Consider the following 25,726-nt stretch of genomic DNA (forward strand, 5'->3'; position numbering starts at 1 on the left):
GGTTAAGCGATTTTAATAATCAGGAAGGCCTCTTTTCGGTTGTTGAGTAGGTTTCTTTCTGTTTTGTTGTATATACCGGAGTTCATTGCTGTTCATGGCGTCCAATATCTGAGCTGCTTGTTCAGGGGTAATATTCATTTGCTCCAGTCTTTGCTTCAGTTCTTCCATGGCTTTTTCTCGCTCACTTAGATCACTTTCCATGTCACTTTGCTCCTCAGAATTTTCATTTTCTTCCGTTTGTTCTCCGCGCTGTTCTTCCATCTCATCTGACTCATCAGCACCATCTTCCTCTGTTTGTTCTTCGCCTTCACCACTTTCTTGCTCCTGGCTTTCTTGGTCCTGTTGCTCTTGCTGATCTTGTTCCTGTTGTTCTTGCTGCTCTTGGTTTTGCTCGTCTTGATTTTCTTGATCTTGTTTCTCCTGATCCTCTTGGTCATTTTTGAGCTTTTCCCAAAGCGCATTTAGCTTGGCATCCTCCGGGTATTTTTCAAGTCCCTCAGCCAGTAATTGACTGGTGCCCTGGATGTCATCATTTACATATTGCTTCGCTGCTTTATTAAAGTAATCATCTTGAGATTGAGCCTTTCCGATGAAAGGAATCATTACGATTACAAAAAGTGCGATTAGTTGATATTTATTGATTGATTTCATTGATATCCTTTAAGTGATCCATAAACTTTTGGTAGGAAGCTACTGTTTCGTCGATCTCCAAGGCGCTTTCCATCGTTTTCATAGCCTCTTCAAACTCAAATCTATTTACTAGATCATCAGCTTGTGCCTTCATCCTTTTTGCATAATTGGATGGTTCCGGTTTGTCTTCTTGCTCTTGATCTTCTTCGTTTTCCTGATTTTCTTCATTTCCATCCAACCATCTACTCAATAACTCATAATTATAACGGGCTTTTTCATTTCCAGGGTCATTCAGTAAAGCTTTTTTGAAGAGCGCCAAGGCCTCTTTGTATTTTTTTTCATTTCCAAGCATTACCCCTTGCTGGTTAGAAGCAAAAGATGAGATTTCACCAATAGTATTATTGGACAACTCCTCATAGGTTTTCTTTGCATCTTCATCCTGCCCATTGTTTTGGTAGCTTAAAGCCAGGTTGAATTTAATTTCCGGTTCGTTCATCCCATGCTCATCAATTAAAGCAAGGTGCTGCCTCACTGAGTTTTCATAGTCAGCCTCTTTAAACGCAGTTGCCGCCGAGGTAATAGCCTCATTCGTAATCGCTATGTTTTTCCAGTCACTCGGCAATAAAAGTAAAATCCATAGTATATATCTGGAAACCATTGTGTTGATTTTTTTCTGTTAAATTAAAATGATAAGGTTCTGACAGGCAGTATAGCATCTATAATGGCAAGAAATAATGCTGCCAAAAGAAAGTAGAAATATTTATTTGAGGAAGCCTCAACAGTTCTACTGGCCATAACGGTGCCTTCCAGTTTGGAGATTGCATCGATCAACTGGGGGATGTCATTTTGGTCGCTGCTTAACTCAAAGTAACCCCCGCCGGTATCGCTGGCGATCTTTTTTAAATTGTCTGAAGTTAATCTTGAAATAGCAGGCCTATTGGTTGATTGGTCTATTACCACACCGCTGCCACGAGGAATTGTACTGCCATTGGCTGTACCTATTCCCATGCTGAAAACTTTGATTCCGTCCGCATTTAGGTCATTTAGTGTTTGTTCCAGACCGTCTCCAAAATCTTCTCCATCACTTATTAATATTATGGCTTTCGATTTTGGTTCTTGACTCTCGTCCGATTGAAACTTGCTAAAAGCGAGTTTTAGTGGAGCAGCTATATCCGTCCCTGAATTTGGAACCAATCCGCTATTCAAGCCGTCTAAGTGCAGTTGTATTACATTTTGATCAAAAGTTAAAGGGCATTGAATAAAAGCCTCTGAGGAAAAAATAATGATTCCCAACCTGTCAGAGCTGAAGTTTTTCACCAAATTTTTCAATTCAAATTTAACTCTTTGAAGCCTGCTGGGATTAATGTCTTCCGCATTCATAGACCTAGATAGGTCTATGGCAAGGAAGATATCTTTGCCTTCCTGTTTAATCTCTTTCATTGCACTACCAATGGAGGGCCCTGCTAAAGCGATAAGGAATAAGGAAAAATACAAACTTCGTAAAATCATTTTCCATATCAATCGCCGCTTCTTAACAGTGATTTTCTGATTGATTTTCCAAAATCGGTAAAGATAGAACCCATATAGCAAAATGAATATTGCTACCAGTGTTACCATTAAACTATTGTCAGGATATGCCCAAATCATAAGTTGAAATTAATCATTATAACTTAAAACGGAATGAATGAAGATGAATTATTGATTTTTGGCAAAATTTTCATGCCATTGTCTTTTCGCAGGGGTTGAAACGATAGGCCTTACTTGCTGGTTTTAAGGTTGAAATGTTATCTAGTAGTTAATATTTCATGTAATACATTAATTTATCGATCACAAACTTAACAATTTTGTGGAGATACCGTTAATTCAATGATTCTTAATCCCATATTTTAATTGCATTAGAATTTCCAATAGCTTTGAGCTTTAATTAATCATGTAACAAAACCTGGTTATTAGGATGTTTAATCTAACCTGCTTAAGCAATAATAAAAACATAAAGTTTTTATCGTTTTAATATGGTGAAATATCAATAGTACAATTCCATAAGGTGTTCAATTTCCAGACTATTTTCTTTTAATCTCACAGTACATAATGAACCTTTTCTACCCGCTACCTTTAAGGCTAATAATCGTTATTTTTATTGCTGTAAATTTATTCACTGGCTTTGAATCTTTGGCCCAAAGCCCAGGTAACTTAAACGGGCAAGTTTTTGACAATGGTTCAGGAGAGCCTTTGCTTGGCGCAACTGTGTTCTGGACAAGCCAGCCTAGCAGGGGAACGATTACAGATGAAAATGGTTTCTTTTCTATAGAAATTGACTCGCTTCCCAATGTGCTTAATATAAGATTTTTAGGTTATGAATCAGTAAGTAGGCCTGTCAATGAGAAAGCTGAGTTGAAATCTATGAAATTTTTTCTCAGTCCTGAAGAGATGAATTTGTCTGAAGTAGTGGTGTCTGAGCGTAGACAAGATTACAATGTGAAAAGTACTGCCATTGGAAAAAATGAAATTTCAGGTGCTGAACTAAAAAGAATTCCGGCACTTTTTGGTGAAGTGGATTTGTTAAGAAGTATTCAGCTTCTTCCGGGGGTTAATACTGCGGGAGAAGGAACTACCGGTTTATTCGTCAGGGGAGGTTCTTCCGATCAAAATTTAATTCAAATTGATGGCGCACCAATTTACAATCCTTCTCATTTTTTTGGCTTCTTCTCTGTTTTTAATCCTGATGCCATCAGTGATGTGACATTGTATAAAGGAAATATTCCTGCCAATTTTGGGGGAAGAGCCTCTTCTTTAGTAGATATCTCTTTGAAAGAAGGAAACACCCAAAAATTAAGAGGTGAAGGAGGAATAGGGAGTATCAGTTCCAGGATAACTTTGGATGGTCCTTTGTTTTCTGAAGACGCCTCATTTTTGGTGTCAGCCAGAAGAACTTATGCAGACGTTTTTTTGGGTTTTTCATCTAATGAGTCCATCAGAGAAAATCAATTGTACTTTTATGATCTAAGCGGCAAGTTAATGTGGCGCAATGGAGAGAAGAATAAATTTACTTTCTCAACTTACTACGGCAGTGATTTTCTCGGTTTATCGAAACAGTTTGGTCTGGGATGGAACAATTGGATTAATTTATTCAAGTGGGATAGACAAATCAATGACCGGCTGTTTTTGGATGTAACGGCATATTATAGCTTTTATAAATATAAAATTAATGTCAGCGACGAAGACAATGGGTTTGATTGGTCTAACTATTTTTCAGAAAGTGGAGGGAAGGCTACTTTTAACTATGTCCCCAATGAAAACATTGATCTAAAGTTCGGGCTGCACAGCCAGCTATATTATTTTGCTCCTGTAGATCTGGAATTTACCGATTCAGAAAGCTTAGAACCTTTTGAATCAAGTACGAGGGTTGGGTTCCAAAACAGTTTTTTTATCGCCGGTAATGCTGAACTAACAGATAAACTTAGTGTGGAGGCAGGCCTTAGGTGGTCTGCTTATCAACAAATCGGTGATGGTGTAAATTACCTTTATGAAAATGATGATCCAACCATAGATGGAGTGGTGTCCGACACTTTGAATTACAGTTTTGGAGAAAGGATGAAGTTTTATGAAGGCCTTGAGCCAAGGGTAGCCTTAAGGTACCTTGTCTCTGATGATTTGGCACTAAAAGGAAGTTTTAATCGTAATCTACAATACATCCAGGTAGCTTCCAATTCTTCTGCAGGGCTTCCCATAGATCGGTGGATTCCTGCCGGTAAGTATATTGAACCTATAAGGAGCGATCAGGTTTCGATAGGTGTTTTTAAAAACCTAAATAACGACCAGTGGGAGCTATCTTTAGAAGGTTATTATCGTGATTTTAGAAATGTTATTGATCTCAGACAAGATGCCAATGTGTTGTTTAAAGACAATGTGGAGACAGAGATATTGACCGGCGATGGTTGGGCATATGGATTGGAGTTTTTATTAAGGAAAAACATTGGGAAAACCACCGGTTGGCTGAGTTATACCTGGTCAAGGGTTTACAGACAAATAGAAGGGATCAATCAAGGTCTTCCATATAACCCTCGTTTTGATAGGCCTCATGATGTGAGTTTGGTGCTTACTCATGAACTTTCAGATCGCCTTTCCTTGTCCGGAACTTTCCTTTATACTACGGGAGTTGCTGTTACCTTTCCAGTGGGGTCCTATGTTGTCGACAATCAAAGGATTCCGCTGTATGATGCTTATAGAAACAACAGTCGTTTTCCGGATTATCACAGAATGGACTTGTCATTGACGCTTAAGAATAAAGATAAAGGACGATGGTGGAAAGGAAGTTGGAATTTTAGCGTATACAATCTATACGGCAGGAAAAACCCATTTTCTTACGAGTTTAGGGATATAGAAAACAACGATATTAATTTTGATTCCAGTGAGGGAATGCCAGTCACTTCTCAGAGACCTGGAGTTGTGATGACCTATTTATTTGGAATATTACCTTCAGTAACGTATAACTTTACCTTTTAAAAAAATGAAAAATATTGGAATGATAATAGGCCTAATTTTTCTTTTATCCTGTCAGGAGGAAGTGCAACTTGATTTAGGAAATGTCACAAAGGTGCCGGTAATCGAGGCTGTCTGGACAGATGATGGGGCGGAGAACTATGTGAAAATTTCTTATTCAAGAGATTATTTCGACACCTTGGCCAATGAAGTTGTGGGTAGCGCTTCAGTCAGTATCATAGACAATGCTTCCGGAACATTGGTTGATTTTAAGTTCGAAGATGAATTGGGTTACTATACTCCACTAAGTGGGCAATCAGCCATTCCCGGGCACAATTATACCCTGAAAGTAATAATTGATGAAAATGAATACATTAGTGAAGGATTGACCCAAGAGCCCCCCGTTTTAGATAGCATTACCTATGTGTATGAGGAAGAAAGTTTTTTCTCCGAAGAGGGGTATTATTTGACAGTTTATGGTAAAATTCCTTTTGAAGACGGTAATTATTACCGCTTGCTCCTTACAAAAAATGATTCATTATTGAATGATAGAGGGGATTATTTTCTGTTTGATGACACCTTTGGGACTAATGTATTGAACAATGGATTTGAATTGAACGGTTTTGCTTTTGAGGAAAATGATAAAGTCAAACTTCAATTGATTCGGTTGAATGAGAATGCCTATAACTATTTGAATCAATTTGTTTCATTACTCTTTAATGATGGTGGACTTTTTAGCCCTCCTCCTGAGAATCCTGAATCGAACATTCAGACAGTCAATGGAGAAGGGCAGGTTTTGGGGTACTTTATGACAGGGTCAATTATTTCAAAAACAATAAGCATTGAGGCTCCGGAATAATTATTACCGGAATAGCCTACAAAAGGAAGACTAGGTGTTAATCCTGTTAATGGGAGAAAGTCTTTTTATGGCTATTTAATTTCCAAAAATGGCTGTATTTGGGCTATACTGTATTGCCAAAGGAGGTCTCTTAGCTTTTTAGAGGAGGCATCCTTTTTGGCTTTAGCCAATTTTCTTTTTTTATAATACCCTCCATTGCTCAAGGAATCCATTTGGGCAGAAGCCAGGTATATTCCGGTTTGAGCTCCTTTTTTAGGACCAATCATAAAAGGTTTTGCCAAGAATAGGAGGAATTTAAATATCCCTTTGCTTTGGGTACCGAAGTTGGTGTTGACCACCCCGGGGTGTAAGGCATAGGCCTCTATTTTTTTGTCACTGAATTTCTCTGCTAGGGATTTTGTGAAGAGTAGGTTGTATAGCTTTACATTGGCGTAAGCCTTAAAAGATGAAAAGTCGTTTTTTAATTCTAGATCATTCTGATTGATGTTGGCCGCTTTATGGGCCTCAGAGCTAACATTGATAATTTTTGCGCCATTGCCGGAAATTAAAAGAGGTAAGGTTAGGTAGGTGAGGAGGAAGTGGCCCAGATGATTGACACAGAAAGTGAGTTCGTGTCCATCTGTCGTGATCGATTTTTCAGGAAAGATACCCCCGGCATTATTGATTAAAACGTTCAATTGGTCTGTTTTATGAGATAAAGTTGAGGCGGCATTTGCCACAGAGCTTAAGTCAGAAAGATCGCAATAAATCACGCTGATTTTTTCCTGGTGGGAGGGCAGGGATTGGATAAGGTCTTTTGCTTTACCTTCGTCTCTTACCAAAAGAAACATTTGTTCACATAGTGGGGCTAGGGCTTTAACTTTTTCTTTCCCTATGCCTGAGGTGGCTCCTGTTATTGCGATTTTCATTGGCTTGTGATGGGCTAAGTTGGGTTGTTTTAAATATTGAAAAGTTAAAGGTTTAATTAAGGATAATTTAATGGCAATTAAAAGTGCCGAATGGAAAAATCAAGGATTAGATTGATAAATCAATTGAAACTGATAAATTAATTTCTGTATTTTTGTTGTACCTTATATTCAAAAAAGCACTGATTCAAAAAATCTTTCACCAATTTTAAGTTTACTGGTCTGTACATCAGTTGAATATCAGTAGGGATGGGTATTGGTCAATTAATCATTAAAAATATTTTCAAGTGACAAAGAAAAAATTCATTGAGATAGAGAAAGTAATTGGGAATAAAAATCCAGGTTTATTAAAGTGGATTCCCGGCTTTTTACTCTCCTATATCAAAAGAATTGCTCATGAAACAGAAGTTAATGAGATTATGGAAAAGCATGCCGGATTGAGGGAATTGGCTTTTGTAAATGCCTTAATAGACGAGTTCGGTATGGAAATAGAAGTAAAGAATGAATCCAATATACCAATAACCGGAAATGTTATCTTTGCTTCCAATCATCCATTAGGAGGTTTGGATGGTATTGTCCTGATGCATGTGCTTGGTAAATTCAGAAAGGATCTGAGGTTTTTGGTTAATGATGTTTTGATGAACATCCCTAATTTCGGTAAATTATTTGTGCCAGTAAATAAGCATGGAGGGCATGGAAAAAGAGGTGTTGAGGTTATAGAAGCTACTTATGCCTCCGAAAATGGCGTCATTATCTTTCCTGCAGGGTTGGTTTCCCGAAAGCAGGAGGACGGCATCAAGGACTTGGAATGGAAAAAAAGCTTTGTCAACAAAGCGAAGAAGTATAAAAAAGATGTTGTTCCTATCTATATAGAAGGTAGAAATTCATCATTTTTTTATAATTTGGCCAATCTTAGGAAAAGGTTGGGAGTAAAGGCCAATGTTGAAATGTTTTATTTGGCGGACGAAATGTTTGGTCAAAAAAACAAAAAAATTGTTGTCCATATAGGAAAACCGATTTCTTACAAGTATTTTGATGCTTCTAAAACGGATAGATATTGGGCAGAGGAAGTTAAAAAAATAGTATACAATATTGTCCAGAACAAGTAGGATTTATGCAAGACATTATCAACCCGATTGAAAGGGATGCCATAAAAAAGGAATTGACACCCGATCGATTTTTAAGATATGTGAACAATGGGGAAAATGAAATATATTTGGTTAATCAACATAATGCGCCTAATGTATTGAAAGAGATTGGGCGATTACGTGAGGTGTCATTTCGAGCTGCCGGAGGTGGTACGGGATTACCCTTGGATATAGATGAAAATGATACTTGCGAAAAATGCTACGATCAATTGATCGCATGGAACCCCTTAGATGAAGAGATTATTGCAGGGTACAGGTTGATTAAATGTTCTGATGCGGGGTATACTGAAGAAGGTTCAGTGAATCTTTCCACAGCCCATCTTTTTAATTTTTCGGATTCCTTTATTAAGGATTATCTTCCTTATACCATTGAACTGGGCCGGTCTTTCGTTCAGCCTAAATACCAGCCAAGCGTTGACAACAGGAGAGGGATTTTTTCTTTGGACAATTTGTGGGATGGTTTGGGAGCGGTTGTAATGATCAATCCGGATGTTAAATATCTTTTCGGTAAAGTAACCATGTATCCCCATTATAACGCAGAGGCTAGGGATTTATTAATTTATTTTATGAATCATTATTTCCCGGACAATAACAAGTTAATAGTACCAATTACTTCATTGGATTATAAAACTGACGAAAGCAATTTTAGAGGGACCTTTGATGGATTGTCCTACAAGGAGGGGTATAAGGTACTTAACTCCAAGGTACGAAGTTTAGGAGAAAATATTCCTCCACTGATCAATACATACATGAACCTCTCTTCCACAATGAAAACTTTTGGGACTGCAATGAATTATGAGTTTGGAGCTGTGGAAGAAACGGGAATACTCATTACCATATCTGATATATACGAGTCAAAAAAACACAGGCATCTAGAGACTTTTGCCAGAGATCGTTTTTATGGGATGAAAAAAAACGAAAAATAAAATGCTAGTCCTAGAATCTCGTTTGAAATGAATACAAGGCCATTTGGTAAAACAGGCTTAGAATTTCCATCAATCATTTTTGGAAGTAGTGCTCTAGGGAACCTCTTTAAATCCTATACAAAAGCAGAAAAGAAGCAAATATTAAAAGAGGCATTTGAACAAACGCACCCTTTTACAGTATTTGATACTGCCGGGAAATATGGAGCCGGCTTGGCTTTGGAAGTGCTGGGAGAATTTTTAGTAGAAGAAGCTATACCCAAGAAAAATGTCATTATCACCAATAAACTTGGCTGGAAGAGAGTTCCTCTTACCACACCGGAACCTCTTTTTGAGCCTAACATTTGGAAGGGGATAAAAAATGATGCCGTTCAGAAAATAAGTTACGATGGAATTCTTGAGTGTTTCGAGAAAGACAATGCTCTCTTACAGGGCTATGTACCACAGCTGATTTCCCTTCACGACCCCGATGAGTTTTTGGATAAAGCCAGTTCTGAAGAAGAAAAGGAGGCCTTATGGGAAGATGTCTTGGGAGCGATTAGAGCAATGAAGGAGTTGAAAGAACAAGGCAAAGTTAAGGGGATTGGGGTTGGCGCTAAAGATTGGAAAATCATCAAAGAGGTTTATCAGCGTGTTCCACTGGACTATGTAATGATTGCCAATAGTCTTTCTTTGATCAATCATCCTCCTGAATTGATGGATTTTGTAGGCTTGTTGAGGAATGAGGGGGTTGGAATAATTCTAGCAGCCATTTTTCAATCCGGGTTTTTAACAGGAGAAGATTTTTTTGATTACAAAAGGCTAGACCCTGATGATGTTGAAGACCAAAAAAAGATACAATGGAGGAACAAGTTTTTTGAAGTCTGTGAAGCGTATAAGGTGGACCCATTTCATGCTTGCATTCAATTTTCTTTATCTATCCCGGGGGTGACAAGTATTGCGCTTAGTGTAAACAAACCAGAATTGGTAAAGAAAAATTTGATTGCCTCCGAAACTTCATTGCCTTTAGCATTTTGGAAGGAATTAAAAGATAAATCCTTAATTTCATGTTTCCCTAATATTTAAAAATCTAAATAACCTAAATCACCAATGAGTCAAACAATAAACCCAGCCAAGGCAGAATTAATTTCAAAGAAGAATTTTTGGCCATTCCTATTGCTTACAGGATTGTTTATGTTGTGGGGTGTAGCCCACAATATGACTGATACATTACTTGCCGCTTTTAAGAGGATCATGAGCATGACTGATTTCCAGACCTCATGGATTCAGTTGGCTTTCTATGGATCTTATTTTTGCTTGGCCTTGCCCGCAGCTATATTTATTAGAAAGTACTCTTATAAATCAGGTATTCTTTTAGGCTTAGGACTTTTTGCTTTAGGGTCACTGTTATTTTATCCTGCTGGAATGATGATGTCTTATGGGTTCTTCTTGCTTGCCTTATATGTACTAGCCGGGGGACTTTCTATTTTGGAAACAGCAGCTAATCCCTATATTTTAGTGATTGGACCTCCTGAAACAGCCACTCAAAGGCTTAATTTGGCACAGTCATTTAACCCCATTGGTTCTGTTATTGGAGTTTTTCTAAGTAAAGTATTTATTCTCTCTAAACTCAATACTGCCGAGGCCACAGACCGGACCAATATGGCACCTGAAGAACTAGAAGCCATCCAGGCAGATGAGCTTGCAGGCGTGGTAAGCACCTACGTTGGAGTGGCTTTGTTTCTAATTGTCGTTTGGTTTATTATCAGGGCTGTAAAGATGCCTGTTGCTTCTGAAGAAACAGAAAAAGATGGGGTAATTGGGGGATTTAGAAGGCTCTTGAAAAATAAGAATTACGTTAGAGGCGTAATGGCACAATTCTTTTATGTAGGGGCTCAAATAGGAGTTTGGTCTTTTACCATCAGGTATGTAATGGCTGAACTTAATGTGATGGAAAGTGGGGCTTCGGATTATTATTTAATTTCTTTGGTGCTTTTTGCCGGTAGTCGTTTTCTATTCACCTTTTTGATGAAGTTTTTTAAACCTTCAATTTTATTGGCACTCTCTTCGCTTTTAGCCATACTTTTGAGTTTCGTGGTAATTTATGGAACTGGAATGATGGCTGTAATTGCACTGGTTCTAATATCTGTATGCATGTCACTTATGTTTCCAACCATATATGGTTTGGCTGCTGAAGGTTTGGGTAATGATACCAAACTAGGTGGTTCAGGACTGATTATGGCCATATTAGGAGGTGCATTAATCACTGCTGTACAAGGTCAGGTTTCTGATATCAGCGGCAGCATTGGCCTTTCTTATTATGTACCCATGTTTTGTTTTGGGGTAGTAATGTATTTTGGGCTTTCGCATTATTTCCAAGATCCCAGTAAAAATACAGAAGCGTCTTAATGCTTAATGGTGTTTTAGCTGCATGTTGTACCGCTAAATATTTATAAAAAAAGCTGATCAAATAAAAAGCTCCATGCTAAGTGAATAGCATGGAGCTTTTTTATGGGATGAATAAAATTGTACTGGAAGATTTATTCAATTCCTCCTTGATTTTGGATAGAGAATCTATTGTATAAATTGGACTGAATAAACCTCTTGATGGCTATTAATAGAAACCAAAATAATTTCTGGCATTTCGGTAACAAATATCCTCAACCATTTTTCCCAACCACTCTTCATCGGCAGGTAGCTCGCCATTGCTTACATCTTGGCCAATTAGGTTACAAAGGATTCTTCTGAAGTACTCATGTCGTGGGAAGGATAAGAAGCTTCTGCTATCTGTAAGCATGCCTACAAAGCAACTGAGGATTCCCATATTTGATAGGGTGTTGATTTGTTTTTCCATGCCATCTTTTTGGTCCAGGTACCACCATCCGGAGCCAAACTGAACTTTGCCTTTGATAGAGCCATCATTAAAATTCCCAACCATGGTGGCCATTACTTCATTGTCTGCCGGATTAAGGTTGTATAAAATGGTTTTTGACAATTGATCTGTACTATCCAGGTTATTAAGAAATTTGGCCAAAGCTACACTTTGTGAAAAATCTCCAATGGAATCAAATCCGGTGTCAGGGCCTAGTATTCTGAGCATTCTTTCGTTGGTGTTCCGGAGAGCGCCAAGGTGATATTGTTGGGTCCAGCTTTTGGCATGGTACATCTTGCTAAGCGCTGTGAGGGTTTTAAATTTGAAATACCTTATTTCGTCAGGTTGGAGATTTTCACCTTTCTTGATGGTGGCAAATAAGGTGTCTATCGAATATTTTTCATTGTCAAAAAAATACAATTGCTCAAGTCCATGGTCTGATAGTCTACCTCCATTTTCATGGAAATATGCGACGCGATTTTCTAAAGCAGCCAAAAGATCTTCATAGGTTTCGATGGTCAGGCTGCTAGCATTTGCTAACTTTTCCAGGTAGGCAATGTATGCGCTGGGGTTTTCTACCGCATAAGCTTTATCCGGTCTGAATGTAGGAAGTAATTTTATTGAGATATTTTCAGCTTTGGCCATTTGATGGTATTCAAGGCTGTCAATTGGGTCATCCGTTGTACATACTACTTCCACCTTCATTTTTGATAATAAGCCTCTGGTGCTGAATTCTTTTTGTTGCAGAAGATCGGTAGTAGTGTTATAGATTTCTGAGGCAGAACTTTCATTTAGCAGTTTCTCTACACCAAAATAGCCTTTCAATTCAAGATGAGTCCAGTGATACAAAGGGTTTCTCATTGTCTGAGGAACAATTTTTGCCCAATTTTCAAATTTTTCCTGGTCACTGGAGTCTCCTGTGATGTATTTTTCATCGACACCTAATGTTCTCATGGCGCGCCATTTATAATGGTCTCCCTCTAACCAGATCGTAGACATATTGTTGAACTGTCGATCCAAAGCGATGTCTTTGGGAGAAAGGTGACAATGGTAATCAATGATTGGCATTTTCTTCGCATAATCATGATATAACCTTTTGGAAAAATCATTTTTTAGAAGAAAATCATCAGTTAGGAAAGTGTTATTAGAAGGTTTTACTGTGTCTTGCATTATCTATTCTTTTAATCTAATAGTAATATTAAAAATTTATTTTTGCTTATTCCAGACTTTTGAGTGATTTAGCCAATCGATTGCATAAATAAAAATTGCCTGTATATCCATGAGGTTCCTTTTTTGTTGGTTATCTTGAGGATTAAACGATTGTATAGTCTATTTTTGTTTTCATTAACGATAAAAAATAATGTTAAAATTAATTTTGTCAATAGTTTATAATTTAATCATTTAATAAATATGAGCCAAAAACCAAGAAGAAGTTTTTTGAAAAAAGGCTTAGGGTTGACAGCTTTACCTTTATTTGGTTTTGCACCAAAGGCTGTATCCCCTATGGTGGAAGATAAAAATATTAAGCTTAGTTTAAATGCCTATTCTTTCAATGCGTTTTTGAGAGACAAGACTCTTTCCCTTGATGGGTTGTTTAATTTCTGCGCAGAAAATGCCATTCCTGCCATTGATTTAACAGCCTACTATATTAAGGCTTATCCTGAGGTTCCTGAGGATAGGGAGCTTTATAATATCAAGAAAAAAGCACACTACAAAGGTTTGGATATAAGTGGTACAGGGGTTAGAAACGATTTCACTTTAGAAAATGTGGTGCAAAGGAAAAAAGAAATTCAACATGTAAAAGACTGGATTTTGGCGGCTTCAAAAATGGGAGCTCCGGTACTGCGTGTTTTTGCAGGGAAGGCGAAAGCTCAGGGGGGCGAATGGAAAAAGTTAGCTGATGGAGTGATTGAAGCAATGCAGGAATGTGCTGCGTTTGGAGCTGAGAATGGGGTGATAGTGGCCATGCAAAACCACAATGATTTCATACAGTCCGCTGATCAAGTGAATTATATCATGGAGAATGTGAATGAAGAGTGGTTTGGTTTGGTGCTGGATGTGGGGAGTTATTCTTTAAAAGACCCTTATGATGAAATAAGCGAAAATATTCACCATGCTGTCAATTGGCAGATCAAAGAAAATATTAATCATTTTGGAGAGCAAAAACCTGTGGATTTAAAACGGTTGATGAAAATTATCAAGAGGAGTGATTACAATGGTTACTTACCCATTGAAACTTTAGGGCCGGGGGATCCCTATAAAAAAGTGAAACATTTTCTTAAAGCAGTAAGGAAATCCATGGGGTGAAATTTATCTATAAAATGATACGTTTAGCAATACCCAAATAAAGAATCAGGCAATCAGGTTACAATCCGTAAGGATTGGATAAAAAAAAGGTAAGCCGATCGGCCTACCTTTTTTTAGGAATTATTTTACTTTAATTCCTTAAGTTTAATGTTTTTGTAGTGAACTTCATTACCATGATCTTGAAGGAGTATATGCCCTTGTTCAGCTTCTCCAAAATTATCCCATTTGGCATATTTACTTTCAGCAACCAAGGCCCTGAACTCATCAGATCCCCTGGTGTATTCAACCACTTTAAGTCCATTGATGTAATGCTCAACTTTGTTGTCAGGATATACAATCAGACGTCCTTTGTTCCATTCCCCAATTGGACGTACAAAGCGGGATTGTTTGTCAGCCTTAATTAAGTCATACAAGGAAGCCAATGTCCGGTTGCCATCCTTGCCTTTTTTGGCATCAGGGTGTCTCTCATCATCAAGTACTTGGTATTCTAAACCAATTGCAGATCCAGTATTGTTTTCATTTAGTGTTACAAAATATTTTACACCACTGTTGGCACCTTCAGTAATCTTGAAATCAAAAGCCAAATCAAATGCACTGTATTGGTCTTCGGTAACAATGTCGCCTGCATTGGCAGATTCTTCACCGTCAGAAGCTTCTATCGTAAGTACGCCATCATTGATTGTCCAACCTTTTTCAGGGAAATTCTCTGCTTTTGCACTTCTCCATCCATTGCTGGTTTTGCCGTCAAAAAGCAGTTTCCATCCATTCTCCTTCTCGTAAGAAGTTAAAGTGTTGTCAATGGTACTGACCACAAATATTTCATTTTCAAAAGGTGTGGGCGTTAGATTCTCAGTTTGTATACGGATATTTCTAAAGTAAGTCTTTTTACCTGCATTCTCCGGGTTTTTACCTATTCCGTGAACCTGTAAAGCAATGAAACCGGTGGCGTCCATATCATCTACCAAATAGGCAACTTCTTGTCCATTCACCCAGGTCTTAAGCGTATTTCCAATAAACTCAATTCTATAAGTATTGAACTCACCTAATTTAAAAGCACTTCTGGCTTCAGGGTTATAAGTCAATGGATATAACCAACCTCTTCTGGCTTCGTCATAAACACCGCCAGACCAAGCCCTTTCTTTTGGGTCACATTCTACTTGGTAACCAAAAACTCTACCTGCGCCATCGTTCGCATCCGGATTGTATTGACCTCTTGCCATTACTCCTGAGTTGCTTGATTCATCATCCACTCGGATGTCTAATTCTAATATAAAATCCCCGTAAGTCTTGTCAGTTACTAGAAAAGAATTCGGTGTGTTTGGGACAGAAGTACCGACGATTACTCCGTCTACTACTTCAAATTCGGCAACCCCATCCAGCTGGTGCCAGCCATTTAAGGTTTCTCCGTCAAATAAATTTGTCCATCCGTCTTCCGTTTCTGCCGTCTTTTGCCCACAAGAGGCCATGAAGAAAATAGACAAGACAAAGAAACTTAAAATTTGTTTGTTCATGATATAGGTTATTTTTATTGTGAATTCCAATTTTCCTTTAAGCTACTGAAGTATACAAGGGACGTAAAGATAAACATTATCTTATAAAAATATAATTTATAGGCAATCGATTGCAAGCCTAAAAATTAACGGTTAAAGTACATTTAACAAAATCTTGATAGGATAATTAAAAATGTACAGAAGGGTAGAGGGTTTGGAACCGGTGTTTTTTATTAAGAAGGCCGACAATGATGATTAAAACTTTGCCTTGCTACCTTATTATCTGATAAAGCATTGTTCAAATTAAGTTCTATAAGTTTAATAAAACGATGAAATTTTTTGTTTAACCAATTAAGTTGAAACTTAGTGAGAATAGATCGGATTGAGGTTTGGTGACTTTAACTACTCGAATTTTACGCTCAATACTGGGATCTCTGATTTATACAATACGGTATCAGTAACTCCAATTTGGTATGCTGAATTGGATTTTCGAAGGTTAGAAGCGATGGCGATAATCCCGGCTTTTTCTTTTTCTGCAAAGGCGATTATCCCTTTTTCAACTTCTTCATGGTTGTAGATATCACGATGGATTAATAGTTCTTCCTGACCATATGCGTATTCGCTCATACGTTTTTCTGCTTTGCCTGTGTCCAGAAAATTTTTCGGGGTATTGACAAAAAGAAAATAAACAACCGTTCGAATGCTTTTAATAAAAGGTTTTAACTTAATAAATGCCGGTTTGCTACTTTCATTAAAAAGAGAAGCAAAAACCAGTTTTTTCATGGCCCTACCATCTACAATGTTTTTAACTGCCAAAACTGGGCAATGGGCATTCCTAAAAACTTTTTGGGTAGTAGATCCTACAAATTTTCCGGGCTCCCGGTTTTTGCCGTAAGCACCGATAACAATTAAATCAGCATTTTGCTTTAGAGCTATATCAACAAGGACCTGATAAGGAACACCTACTTCCACTACAGCTTCTACAGGAGTATTTTTGATTTTATGAGTAGATACAAATGCTTTTAATTTATCCTTGGCCTCAGCTTCCAAGTCTATTATTTCTTGGTTTTTAATCTTCTCTGATTCCGAGAGATTTGCCCAATCCAGATCAGACTGAATTACGTTCAAACAAGTAATCGTGGCATCACCTTTACTTGCGATTTTCGCAGCGCTATAGAAGGCGTTTTCTGAATAGCGTGAAAAGTCAATAGGTACAATAATACGTTTCATGGTTATTTTGTTCTAAATCCTACATATTTTGTGGCTGGTGGTAAATGCTACATTGTAAAGTGCAGCATTTACCGTTTACTCAAAATAAATAAATTATATTCAGACAAAACATGATAAATATCACCTCAGTACTTGAGGTTTATCAGTTTTAAACCATAAGATTTATGGTATTATAGTTTCCCTATTTTTATATCTTTGAAATCAATACTCATATCATTGCCAGGGTGCAATTGAAGTCCAATAGGTCCTTTCTCCGGCATGTTTTCTGACTGGTAAGTCACCACTTCTTTGCCATTTAGCCATACTATGTAGCTTTGCCCAACCACTTTTACTTTCATGGTATTCCAGTCGTCTTGCTTTAGCAGGTCTTTGACACCATTGGCTTCTTTAGGGTAAGATTTTCCGGGGATATAAGGAGATCCGGTCATGTCCCTTTTTAAGGATCCGGATATACCAATTTGTATCTGGTCTTTATCGGACCTTAAGAAAATGCCGGAGTCAACAGTTCCTTTGCCCATTAAAAAATCTAATTCTAAAATGAAGTCCCCATACTCCTTCTTTGTCCACAAGGTGGAACCTGTATTGGTAGGGTCGTTTTCAGTGTGAATTTTCCCATCTTTAACTTCCCACCAAATATTCTCTTCAGGATTTACTTCCCATCCTTTTAGGTTCTTTCCATTAAATATGGATTTCATTTTTGCGTCTTGGGCAATTCCTTGTGTGGAAATCAGACAAATAATAAACAGAAAAGGGAGTAAGTTTTTCATTTTTTTTTGGTTTGGTTTTGGTTTATTCTGACACTTTTAAAATCATTCTATTGTTTATCTGAATACTTATTAGCAAGTAAACAGTAAATCATTCTTTTCCTTTGAGTTGAGCAGCAACTGCTGCTCCAATAATTCCAGCCTCATTTTTATTTTCAGCCACAATTACGGGGACGTTTATAGTAATTTCGTCTTCAAATCGCTCCATTTTTTTACTTGCCCCACCTCCTAAAATAAATAAATCAGGAGAAATAATTCTTACTGTATGCTTAAGAAACTTATTGAAGCGCTTGCCCCATTCGCTGTAGCTTAGGTTTTCCTTTTTCCTGGCCGAATCTGCAGCAAAATACTCAATGATTTCGCCTGTTTTATAATAAATTCTTCCCAATTCAAAATTTGGTATTAATACACCATTGTGAAATACCCCGGTACCTAAGCCTGTCCCGATGGTAACCGTAACCACTAAACCTTTTTTACCTTGGCCCGCACCAAAGGTCATTTCTGCTAAACCTGCTGCATCAGCGTCGTTGATTACCGTTACAGGAAGGTCTACTTTTTTAGAAAACAATTGATCTATTTGAACTCCTACCCAGCTTTTATGAAGGTTACTTTTTGTCATGCACTTCCCGTTATTCACTACGGTCGGAAAACCACAACCAATAGGTCCTGTCCATTTGAAATGGTCAACTATTTCTTTTACGGCTATTGCAATGCTTTCGGGTTTGCTAGGTATTGGGGTTGGTACTCTGAATCTCTCGGCTGTTAATTGTCCGGTTTCTACGTTGACAGGTGCTCCTTTGATCCCAGAGCCACCAATATCCAATCCTAATATTTCCATTAAGTCAATTTTTTTTAAACGAATTGTAATAGGTTCATTTTTGTTTTGATAATTAAAGTTAGCTAAAAAAATATGGAATTCTAACACCTTCGCAAAAAGTAAGCTTGGGTAGCAGGTTATAGAAAAGGTTTAGTCGGTATTTTTGCCAAAAAAGCAAAAGTCAAATTAGGAAATAGCAACAGGAAATGAAAATTACTTCTCTCAGTCCAATTGTATAGGGAGGAATTGCCCTAGCCAGTATATGCTTGAATTATTGCATTTGAAAAAAATTTGTAAGATGTCAAGGAAACCAGAAAAAAACATTGATTGTCAAATCGCTCCTACTTTTTATTAATAGTAATTTAACTCGAAGGACTAAAAGAGGGTCACTAAATTTACAGATCAACTTAATGACTGGAAAAAATGGCTCATAGAAAATTTTAAAAAGTATTTGGCTAAACCCACCCCTATTTTTTAACTTTTATGTTATATGGGATGTTTTTTGAAGCCTTTATTGTGAAGTAAATGGTTTGAAAGGGTGCAGGTATCTTCTAATAATAATTTGGCCGAAAATCGGGATGTCATTTAGTCTGTTAAAACCTTCATTCCCATCTAAGGTGTCTGAAAAAGTCATCATTAAGGTCCCCTCCAAAGCAATATCGGTATACAGATTATAGCTGTAACTTAAGCCTGCTCTAAATGGGATGTAAGCCACGGCTTGCAAATCTTTACTGTCGATAACACCATTAAAAGTAACATTGGTGGTTTCTTTGAAATTTAAAAGCATCCCTATACCAGTTCCTCCGTATGCATTTATTCTGGATCTAAAGGCATGATTATCAGAACCGAATAGATAGAAATTTGGCGCCACGTCAATGTAAAGCAAATTGTTTTTGCTTACAAAGGCTTGATTGTTATTGAACCAAGGCTGTGTTACTGTGGCAGGATAATAATCGATATCTTGGCTGCGATACCTTTGGTATCCTACATTTGCCTTGATGTCAAAGTGTTTGTGTATCTTTCTTCCATAGCTAGCAGAAATTCCCGGTCTCAATTTAAAATCTAATAAACGTAGACTCCCTAAATTGTCAGCGTACAGCGTACCTAAGCCTATTCCGACTTGCAAAAAATTATCTCTGGAAATTTTTTCTTTATAAAAGTTTTGCCCATAAGCCACATTAGTGTTGAGTACCATTGCGATAAAAGCAATGGTTAAAGTGGAAATCAGGTGATTTTTCATAATTTTATTTTAGAATTGATCAAAGAAATTCATAATCAAGTAAATCAATAAACGAACAAAAGTACCAATTCTTACATATAACTAATTATATTGATGTAATTAAATTAAAGTAATCACAAATTGTTTGCAAAATATTAATTAACTTAGAAAGTTTAATGTTTGTTTTAAAAGGAAATTTATTAGTTCGAAACTAGTTTTTTTATTTGTTTTTTGAAGTTTAGAAGTAAAAATCTTCTTTTTTATTTCTTGTCAAATTTCACTAATAATAGCAGTAAATAACAGTCTTTATGAAAGGAATAATTTTAGCCGGAGGCTCCGGCACCCGTTTGTATCCATTGACTATCGCTGTAAGTAAGCAATTAATGCCTGTTTATGATAAGCCAATGATTTACTATCCTTTGTCCGTTTTGATGATGGCAGGAATTAACGAAATTTTGATTATAACAACCCCTGAGGATAATGATGCCTTTAAGAAATTGCTGGGTGATGGAAGTCAAGTAGGGTGTAAATTTACCTTTGCCATACAACCTAAACCCGAAGGTTTGGCGCAAGCCTTTATTATAGGGGAGGAGTTTATTGGTAATGATAAGGTAGCTCTTATATTGGGAGATAATATTTTTTACGGAACAGGTCTCCATAAAACATTAAAGGAACATACCGATCCTGAAGGCGGGGTGGTTTTTGCCTACCATGTAAATGATCCACAGCGTTATGGAGTTGTTCAGTTTGATGATGAAAATAATGTTTTGAGTATCGAAGAGAAACCAAGCACTCCAAAATCAAATTTTGCGGTGCCTGGATTGTATTTTTATGACAATGAAGTCGTGGAAATAGCGAAAAATATAAAACCTAGCAGTAGAGGTGAACTTGAAATTACGGATATCAATATTGCTTATTTGAAAAAAGAAAAATTGAAAGTAGGTATATTAAATAGGGGAACCGCTTGGCTGGATACGGGAACCCATCAATCTTTACTACAGGCCGGACAATTCGTGGAAGTAATTGAAGAACGGCAAGGTTTAAAAATTGGTTGTATAGAAGAAATTGCCTATAGAAATGGATTTATTAATGCCGACGAACTTTTAAAAGCATCAGAAAAGTTGGGTAAAAGTGGGTACGGTACTTATTTGAGAGCTTTGCTTGAAAAATAACAATAACAAAACCACCATTTTCAAGTTTTTAACCATTATTTTGTGGTTAAATGCAAAAAACATTATTTGAGTAACAAAAAAATGGCAATAAATCACTCCTAAATTTGGGAGTGATTTATTTTTTTTATATTTTTACACCAAGTTAAATGTTTTTTAATATAAAGTAATTGTATTTCGATGCTAAATATTGTGATTATTGATGATGATGATGTGAGTACTTTTGTTACGGAGCAATATATTAGGAGGTGTTTATCCGTTCCTTTCAAAATACATAAGTTCTCCTCTGCTGTCGGAGCTTCAAAGCAAATTGCTAATTTAAATCCTAATTATTTGTTTTTGGATTTAATGATGCCACAAATGACAGGCTGGGATTTTTTAGAAGAGATCAAAGAATCAGGGCTAACATCTGAAGTTTATATATTGAGTGGTTCTCTTGATATCGCAGATGTAGAAAAGGCCAGTAATAACCAAATCGTAAAGAAATTTCTTCCAAAGCTTTCCGTCAAAGAAAGCATACTTGATATTTTCAGAAATTAAAAATTTTTGTAGGGTTTAAGATTAATTATAATCGCAAATGCATAGGCTTCTAACTTTGTTGGAAGCCAATGTTTTTTTAAGATTCAATTTTATGAAACTACCTTGGTTTATTATTGAGGCCATAGCAAACTGATTCAGCTATAGATTAAGTTTAGCCGGGTATGATTACAATCTCTTTTTTTAAATATTTCGCCAAAGTGTCAGCATAGCGTTGAGCTTCCCATATTTCAAGATCCAGATTTTCTTCTCCAAATACTTTTATTTGTAATTGCTCCTCTTTGTTTATACAATAGACATTTTGAACCCATTGATTTTTAGTTTTATCCAAACCAACTGCAATTCTCAAAATACCTGCTAATAGACCTAAGCGTTTTTTTTGATGTTTTTCTAATTTTCTGAATTTTTTGTGTCTTTTGGAAGGTCCTTTTTTTCTATGGTACCTCGCCAAGTGCCCTAATAAAAACACCTCCTCGTTGGTAAACCCACGTAGTTGACTATTCTTAATAAGGTATCTTCCGTGTTTATGGAAATCTTGAAACGCTACAAAAGAACCGATATCATAGATAAGGGAAGCATAGCCAATCAGATCTCTTTCATAATTGTCTGCGCCATGAAGGTCTTTGAGCTGGTCAAATAATTGCAAAGCAATTCCCATGACATGCCGTTTCTCAGAAAGGTCAGTGTCGTACTTCATTGCCAACCTGATGCAGCTTTTTTCTTTTAGATTTTTGCCTAGGCTTACTTCTTCTATTTTTAAGCCATGTTTATCTATATGATTGATAATCATCCCATCACGTAGAGATGCATCAGATACAGTGATGGAAGTAGCCTCAAGTTGTTGTAATATTTCAACCAATAAAAGTGCTCCCAAATGTATGGCATCAGCTCTGTTTTCACTAATCCCCGGAATTTCACCTCTTTCTTGAGGGCTAGCCTTTAGCAAGCGGTCGCGTAGCTTTATAAGTTCTTTAATAGGAATGGTTTCAGCATTTACTACTTCGGGGGCAGGGTTGTCTGCTTTTATTAGGCATGCCTCAGCCAAAGCTCTGATTGTTCCAGATGTTCCAATAACCCGATCAAAACCGATTTTTTTGATTTTATCCAAGATTAAAGTAGATGCTTGTTTGATATGGGATTTCAATTCTTTCTGAGATTTGGCGTCAATTTTTTCATGCCCTCCAGTATAATCTAGCAGACGTAAGACTCCAAGTTTCATGGAATTACCAAAATGAATATGAGATTGGTCACCTACTATGGCTTCTGTACTGCCTCCCCCAATGTCTAATACAAGAATGTTCTCCTTTTTTATTGCGATGGCCTCCCTGACTGCAAGGAAAATTAATTTAGCCTCCTCTTTACCGGAAATCAACTGGGGCGAAACACTCGCTTCATGTATCAACCGGTCTAAAAATTCTCTACCATTTTTTGCTTCTCTAGTAGCACTTGTGGCAGAGACAATGATGTCATCTACTCCATATTGATCTGCAAGTTGTACGTATCTTTGGACGGTGGCCACACCCAGATCCATGGCTTCCTGACTAAGCTCCTTATTGGCAAAAACCCCCACCCCAAGCTTCACCATGCTTTTTTCTTGGATGAGAATGTCAAAGCTTGTTCTGGTTTGCACCTTAACAATGATCATGTGGATACTGTTCGTACCTATATCTATGGCGGCTATGTTCATTTAAAGAAGGATTTGTTCATAAATGCGATGTGGCTAATGGAAATTCCTTGCGGACACTCTATCTCGCAAGCCCCGGTATTGGAACAAGAACCAAACCCTAATTCATCCATCTTTTTTACCATTTGATTGGTTCTACTTTTATGCTCAATTTTGCCTTGAGGTAATTGGGCCAAATGGCTGATTTTTGCTGCGGTAAATAGGGAGGCACTGCTGTTTTTGCATGAGGCAACACAGGCACCACAACCAATACAAGCGGCAGCATCAAAAGCGGACTCTACAGTGTCGCTGCTTATAAGGGTTTGATTGGCTTCCGGGGCCTGTCCTGTGTTGACACTAATGAATCCTCCCGAAATGATGATTTGATCTAAGGCACTTCGGTCTATTTTCAAATCTTTCTTTACAGGAAATGCCGCAGCTCTGAAAGGCTCTATATAGATGGTTTCTCCATCTTGAAAAGACCTCATATGGAGTTGACAGGTGCTGGTATGTGCATTGGGTCCATGTGCTCGTCCATTGATAAAGAGACCACATTGTCCACAGATACCTTCTCTGCAATCTGAATCAAATGATACGGGGCTTTGCCCACTGAGTGTCAAATTTTCATTGAGTTGATCAAGCATCTCTAAGAAAGACATATCCGGAGAAATGTCCTTTACCTCATAGCTTATTATTTTTCCACTACTGGACGATTGTTCTTGTCTCCAGATTTTAAGTTTGAATTCCATTATTTATAACTCCTTTCCGTAGGTTTTGTAAATTCAAAATCAAGGGTTTCTTTGATTAATACATGGCCATGGTCTGATTTCTGCCAGCAGGATATAAAGTTAAAATCCTTATCATCCCGAATGGCTTCACCCTCATTGGTCTGGTGCTCTGTTCTAAAATGTGCCCCGCAAGACTCCTCCCTACTTAATGCATCAATACACATCAATTCAGCTATTTCGAGGTAATCGGCAACACGTCCGGCTTTCTCTAGTTCTTCATTAATTCCACCAGTATTTTTTGGAATTTTTAGGTCTCTGTAGAAAGATTTTCTTAAATTTTTAATGGCCTCAATGGCGGTTGTCAAACCTTTTTCTGACCGGCTAAGTCCGCATTTGTCATATAGAATTTTCCCAAGCTCTCGGTGGAAATAATCCACTGTTCTGTTTCCATTTATTTCGCCAAATTCTTCTAGTTGCTTTTTAACCCTAAGCTCACTTTCTATGAAAGCAGGGTTATCAGTATTGATGGGGTCAGGTTTACCCAATTGGGCAAGATAATGGGGCAGGGTCTGTGGTAAAATATAATAACCATCCACACAGGCTTGTAGTAAGGAATTGGCTCCAAGTCTATTGGCACCATGGTCAGCAAAATTGGCCTCACCTATCGCAAATAGCCCAGGTATATTGGTACTCAGTTCATAATCCACCCAGAGACCACCCATAGAAAAATGAGCTGCTGGGGAGATTTTCATCGGTTCATTATAGGCATTGATCCCGGTGATTTTTTGGTACATGTCAAATAAGTTCCCGTACTTCTTAGCAATGGTTTCTTTTCCTTGTCTTTCGATGGCATCTTTAAAATCAAGATAAACCGCATTTTTTAAAGTGCCGACACCATGGCCGGCATCCACCCTTTCTTTGGCTGCCCGAGAAGCAATGTCCCTAGGCGCTAAATTCCCAAAGGAAGGATACCGACGCTCAAGGTAATAATCACGGTCTTCTTCAGGGATGTCAGCGGCTTTTCTGTTATCATTTTTGCTCAAAGGGACCCAGATTCTGCCATCATTCCGCAGGGATTCTGACATTAGGGTGAGTTTGGACTGGTAGGTGCCTGACTGCGGCAAGCAGGTTGGGTGAATTTGAGTCCAACTGGGACTAGCGACCCATGCGCCTTTTTTATGAGCCCGCCAAATGGCTGATCCATTGCAACCCATAGCTAGGGTTGATAAATAATAAATTTTTCCAAAACCACCGGTAGCCAACACGACAGCATTGGCAGTATGTCTAGTGATTTCACCGGTATCGAGATTTCTTGCAATAATGCCTTTGGCCACACCATTAATTAATACAAGGTCAAGCATCTCATGTCTGGTATAACTCTTTATTTTCTTAGCTTTTACCTGACGCATTAAGGCCTGATAGGCACCCAACAGTAACTGCTGGCCTGTTTGTCCTCTTGCATAAAAAGTACGACTTACCTGTACACCCCCAAAAGAGCGGTTGCTCAAATAACCACTGTATTCCCGGGCAAAAGGAACTCCCTGTGCAACAGCTTGGTCAATTAGATGGGCTGAACATTCTGCCAGCCTGTAAACATTGGCTTCCCGGGCCCTAAAATCTCCTCCTTTCAGAGTATCATAAAACATCCTGTAAATACTGTCCCCATCATTTTTGTAATTTTTCATGGCATTTACACCTCCTTGGGCAGCTACAGAATGAGCTCTTCTGGGGGAGTCCTGAAAACAAAAAACAGATACATTGTAACCAAGCTCAGCTAAAGAGGCCGCAGCAGAAGCTCCCGAAAGACCGGTTCCGACAATGATCACATTGTAATTCTTCCGGTTATTAGGACTGATGAGCTTCGCCTGATCTTTGAATTTGGACCATTTATCTTTAAGCTCACCAGCTGGGATTTTTGATTTGGGTATTAGCTTTTCGTCAGTACTAAAATACATGCCTGTGTAATTAATTTACTGTTTTTGATACCTAATAATAACAAATTTATAT

At 37.7% G+C, this 25,726-nt stretch carries 22 protein-coding genes; 9 read left to right on the forward strand and 13 right to left on the reverse strand.

The window, feature by feature from the left end; genetic code table 11:
* Positions 1-12: 12 nt before the first annotated feature.
* Genes ACYVHJ_RS19020 through ACYVHJ_RS19030 form a run of 3 tightly spaced genes read right to left on the reverse strand, consistent with a single transcriptional unit; the run spans position 13 to position 2,277 of the window.
* Positions 13-651, reverse strand: a complete 639-nt coding sequence (locus ACYVHJ_RS19020; RefSeq protein WP_339902063.1) for a hypothetical protein — start codon at positions 649-651, stop codon at positions 13-15.
* Positions 635-1,288 carry a hypothetical protein gene (locus ACYVHJ_RS19025; RefSeq protein ID WP_460517981.1) on the reverse strand — a complete coding sequence of 218 codons (654 nt, stop codon included), beginning with the start codon at positions 1,286-1,288 and terminating at the stop codon, positions 635-637. Before ACYVHJ_RS19025 ends, ACYVHJ_RS19020 begins: the two co-directional genes overlap by 17 nt.
* A 23-nt stretch (positions 1,289-1,311) precedes the next feature.
* On the reverse strand, positions 1,312-2,277 hold the full coding sequence (locus tag ACYVHJ_RS19030; protein WP_339902061.1) for a vWA domain-containing protein: 966 nt from the start codon (positions 2,275-2,277) through the stop codon (positions 1,312-1,314).
* A 441-nt stretch (positions 2,278-2,718) separates the two neighbouring features.
* Here ACYVHJ_RS19030 and ACYVHJ_RS19035 point away from each other — a divergent pair, with 441 nt between their 5' ends.
* Positions 2,719-5,133, forward strand: coding sequence for a TonB-dependent receptor (locus tag ACYVHJ_RS19035; RefSeq protein WP_460517984.1), 2,415 nt, complete (start codon positions 2,719-2,721; stop codon positions 5,131-5,133).
* Between the two features lie 4 nt (positions 5,134-5,137).
* Positions 5,138-5,968, forward strand: a complete 831-nt coding sequence (locus ACYVHJ_RS19040; RefSeq protein ID WP_460517987.1) for a DUF4249 domain-containing protein — start codon at positions 5,138-5,140, stop codon at positions 5,966-5,968.
* Positions 5,969-6,039: 71 nt separating this feature from the next.
* On the opposite strand, the gene ACYVHJ_RS19045 is transcribed toward ACYVHJ_RS19040, so the two are convergent.
* On the reverse strand, positions 6,040-6,876 hold the full coding sequence (locus ACYVHJ_RS19045; protein ID WP_460517990.1) for a Rossmann-fold NAD(P)-binding domain-containing protein: 837 nt from the start codon (positions 6,874-6,876) through the stop codon (positions 6,040-6,042).
* Between the two features lie 284 nt (positions 6,877-7,160).
* Here ACYVHJ_RS19045 and ACYVHJ_RS19050 point away from each other — a divergent pair, with 284 nt between their 5' ends.
* From ACYVHJ_RS19050 to fucP, 4 genes are read left to right on the forward strand one after another with little or no spacing between them, the layout of a single operon-like run.
* The gene (locus ACYVHJ_RS19050) at positions 7,161-7,982 is read left to right on the forward strand and encodes a 1-acyl-sn-glycerol-3-phosphate acyltransferase (RefSeq protein ID WP_460517993.1); all 822 of its coding nucleotides are present in this window, start codon (positions 7,161-7,163) and stop codon (positions 7,980-7,982) included.
* Positions 7,983-7,987: 5 nt separating this feature from the next.
* Positions 7,988-8,947 (forward strand): GNAT family N-acetyltransferase, encoded by a 960-nt coding sequence (locus ACYVHJ_RS19055; RefSeq protein ID WP_460517996.1) that lies wholly within the window; start codon positions 7,988-7,990, stop codon positions 8,945-8,947.
* A gap of 27 nt (positions 8,948-8,974) precedes the next feature.
* Positions 8,975-10,009 carry an aldo/keto reductase gene (locus ACYVHJ_RS19060; protein WP_339902766.1) on the forward strand — a complete coding sequence of 345 codons (1,035 nt, stop codon included), beginning with the start codon at positions 8,975-8,977 and terminating at the stop codon, positions 10,007-10,009.
* Between the two features lie 24 nt (positions 10,010-10,033).
* Positions 10,034-11,332, forward strand: a complete 1,299-nt coding sequence (gene fucP / locus ACYVHJ_RS19065; protein ID WP_460518000.1) for a sugar MFS transporter — start codon at positions 10,034-10,036, stop codon at positions 11,330-11,332.
* 205 nt (positions 11,333-11,537) lie between these two features.
* On the opposite strand, the gene uxaC is transcribed toward fucP, so the two are convergent.
* Entirely contained in the window at positions 11,538-12,965 is a 1,428-nt protein-coding gene (gene uxaC / locus ACYVHJ_RS19070; RefSeq protein WP_460518003.1) for a glucuronate isomerase, read from the reverse strand.
* Between the two features lie 240 nt (positions 12,966-13,205).
* Between uxaC and ACYVHJ_RS19075 the strand changes: the two genes are divergently transcribed.
* On the forward strand, positions 13,206-14,102 hold the full coding sequence (locus ACYVHJ_RS19075; RefSeq protein ID WP_460518006.1) for a sugar phosphate isomerase/epimerase family protein: 897 nt from the start codon (positions 13,206-13,208) through the stop codon (positions 14,100-14,102).
* A 125-nt stretch (positions 14,103-14,227) separates the two neighbouring features.
* Here the strand turns inward: ACYVHJ_RS19075 and ACYVHJ_RS19080 are convergent, their stop codons facing one another.
* The 5 genes from ACYVHJ_RS19080 to ACYVHJ_RS19100 form a co-directional block, all read right to left on the reverse strand.
* Positions 14,228-15,613: a 3-keto-disaccharide hydrolase gene (locus tag ACYVHJ_RS19080; RefSeq protein WP_339902762.1), complete on the reverse strand. Its 1,386-nt coding sequence runs from the start codon at positions 15,611-15,613 to the stop codon at positions 14,228-14,230.
* Positions 15,614-15,994: 381 nt separating this feature from the next.
* On the reverse strand, positions 15,995-16,822 hold the full coding sequence (locus ACYVHJ_RS19085) for a universal stress protein (protein ID WP_460518010.1): 828 nt from the start codon (positions 16,820-16,822) through the stop codon (positions 15,995-15,997).
* Between the two features lie 170 nt (positions 16,823-16,992).
* Entirely contained in the window at positions 16,993-17,589 is a 597-nt protein-coding gene (locus tag ACYVHJ_RS19090) for a 3-keto-disaccharide hydrolase (RefSeq protein ID WP_460518013.1), read from the reverse strand.
* A gap of 88 nt (positions 17,590-17,677) precedes the next feature.
* On the reverse strand, positions 17,678-18,424 hold the full coding sequence (ppgK, locus tag ACYVHJ_RS19095; RefSeq protein ID WP_339905239.1) for a polyphosphate--glucose phosphotransferase: 747 nt from the start codon (positions 18,422-18,424) through the stop codon (positions 17,678-17,680).
* A 490-nt stretch (positions 18,425-18,914) separates the two neighbouring features.
* Positions 18,915-19,643 (reverse strand): hypothetical protein, encoded by a 729-nt coding sequence (locus ACYVHJ_RS19100; protein WP_460518017.1) that lies wholly within the window; start codon positions 19,641-19,643, stop codon positions 18,915-18,917.
* A 287-nt stretch (positions 19,644-19,930) separates the two neighbouring features.
* Between ACYVHJ_RS19100 and rfbA the strand changes: the two genes are divergently transcribed.
* Positions 19,931-20,794, forward strand: coding sequence for a glucose-1-phosphate thymidylyltransferase RfbA (gene rfbA, locus ACYVHJ_RS19105; protein WP_339905235.1), 864 nt, complete (start codon positions 19,931-19,933; stop codon positions 20,792-20,794).
* Positions 20,795-20,971: 177 nt separating this feature from the next.
* Positions 20,972-21,331 (forward strand): response regulator, encoded by a 360-nt coding sequence (locus ACYVHJ_RS19110; protein ID WP_460518021.1) that lies wholly within the window; start codon positions 20,972-20,974, stop codon positions 21,329-21,331.
* A gap of 151 nt (positions 21,332-21,482) precedes the next feature.
* Here the strand turns inward: ACYVHJ_RS19110 and ACYVHJ_RS19115 are convergent, their stop codons facing one another.
* The 3 genes from ACYVHJ_RS19115 to ACYVHJ_RS19125 are packed head-to-tail and all read right to left on the reverse strand — an operon-like array spanning position 21,483 to position 25,674.
* Entirely contained in the window at positions 21,483-23,015 is a 1,533-nt protein-coding gene (locus ACYVHJ_RS19115; RefSeq protein ID WP_460518024.1) for a Ppx/GppA phosphatase family protein, read from the reverse strand.
* A complete protein-coding gene (locus ACYVHJ_RS19120; protein WP_460518027.1) occupies positions 23,012-23,740 on the reverse strand; it encodes a succinate dehydrogenase/fumarate reductase iron-sulfur subunit in 729 nt (242 codons plus the stop codon). Before ACYVHJ_RS19120 ends, ACYVHJ_RS19115 begins: the two co-directional genes overlap by 4 nt.
* Positions 23,740-25,674, reverse strand: coding sequence for a fumarate reductase/succinate dehydrogenase flavoprotein subunit (locus tag ACYVHJ_RS19125; protein WP_460518030.1), 1,935 nt, complete (start codon positions 25,672-25,674; stop codon positions 23,740-23,742). The genes ACYVHJ_RS19120 and ACYVHJ_RS19125 overlap by 1 nt, the downstream gene beginning before the upstream one ends.
* Between the last annotated feature and the right edge of the window lie 52 nt (positions 25,675-25,726).

Source organism: Cyclobacterium sediminis (assembly GCF_054781075.1).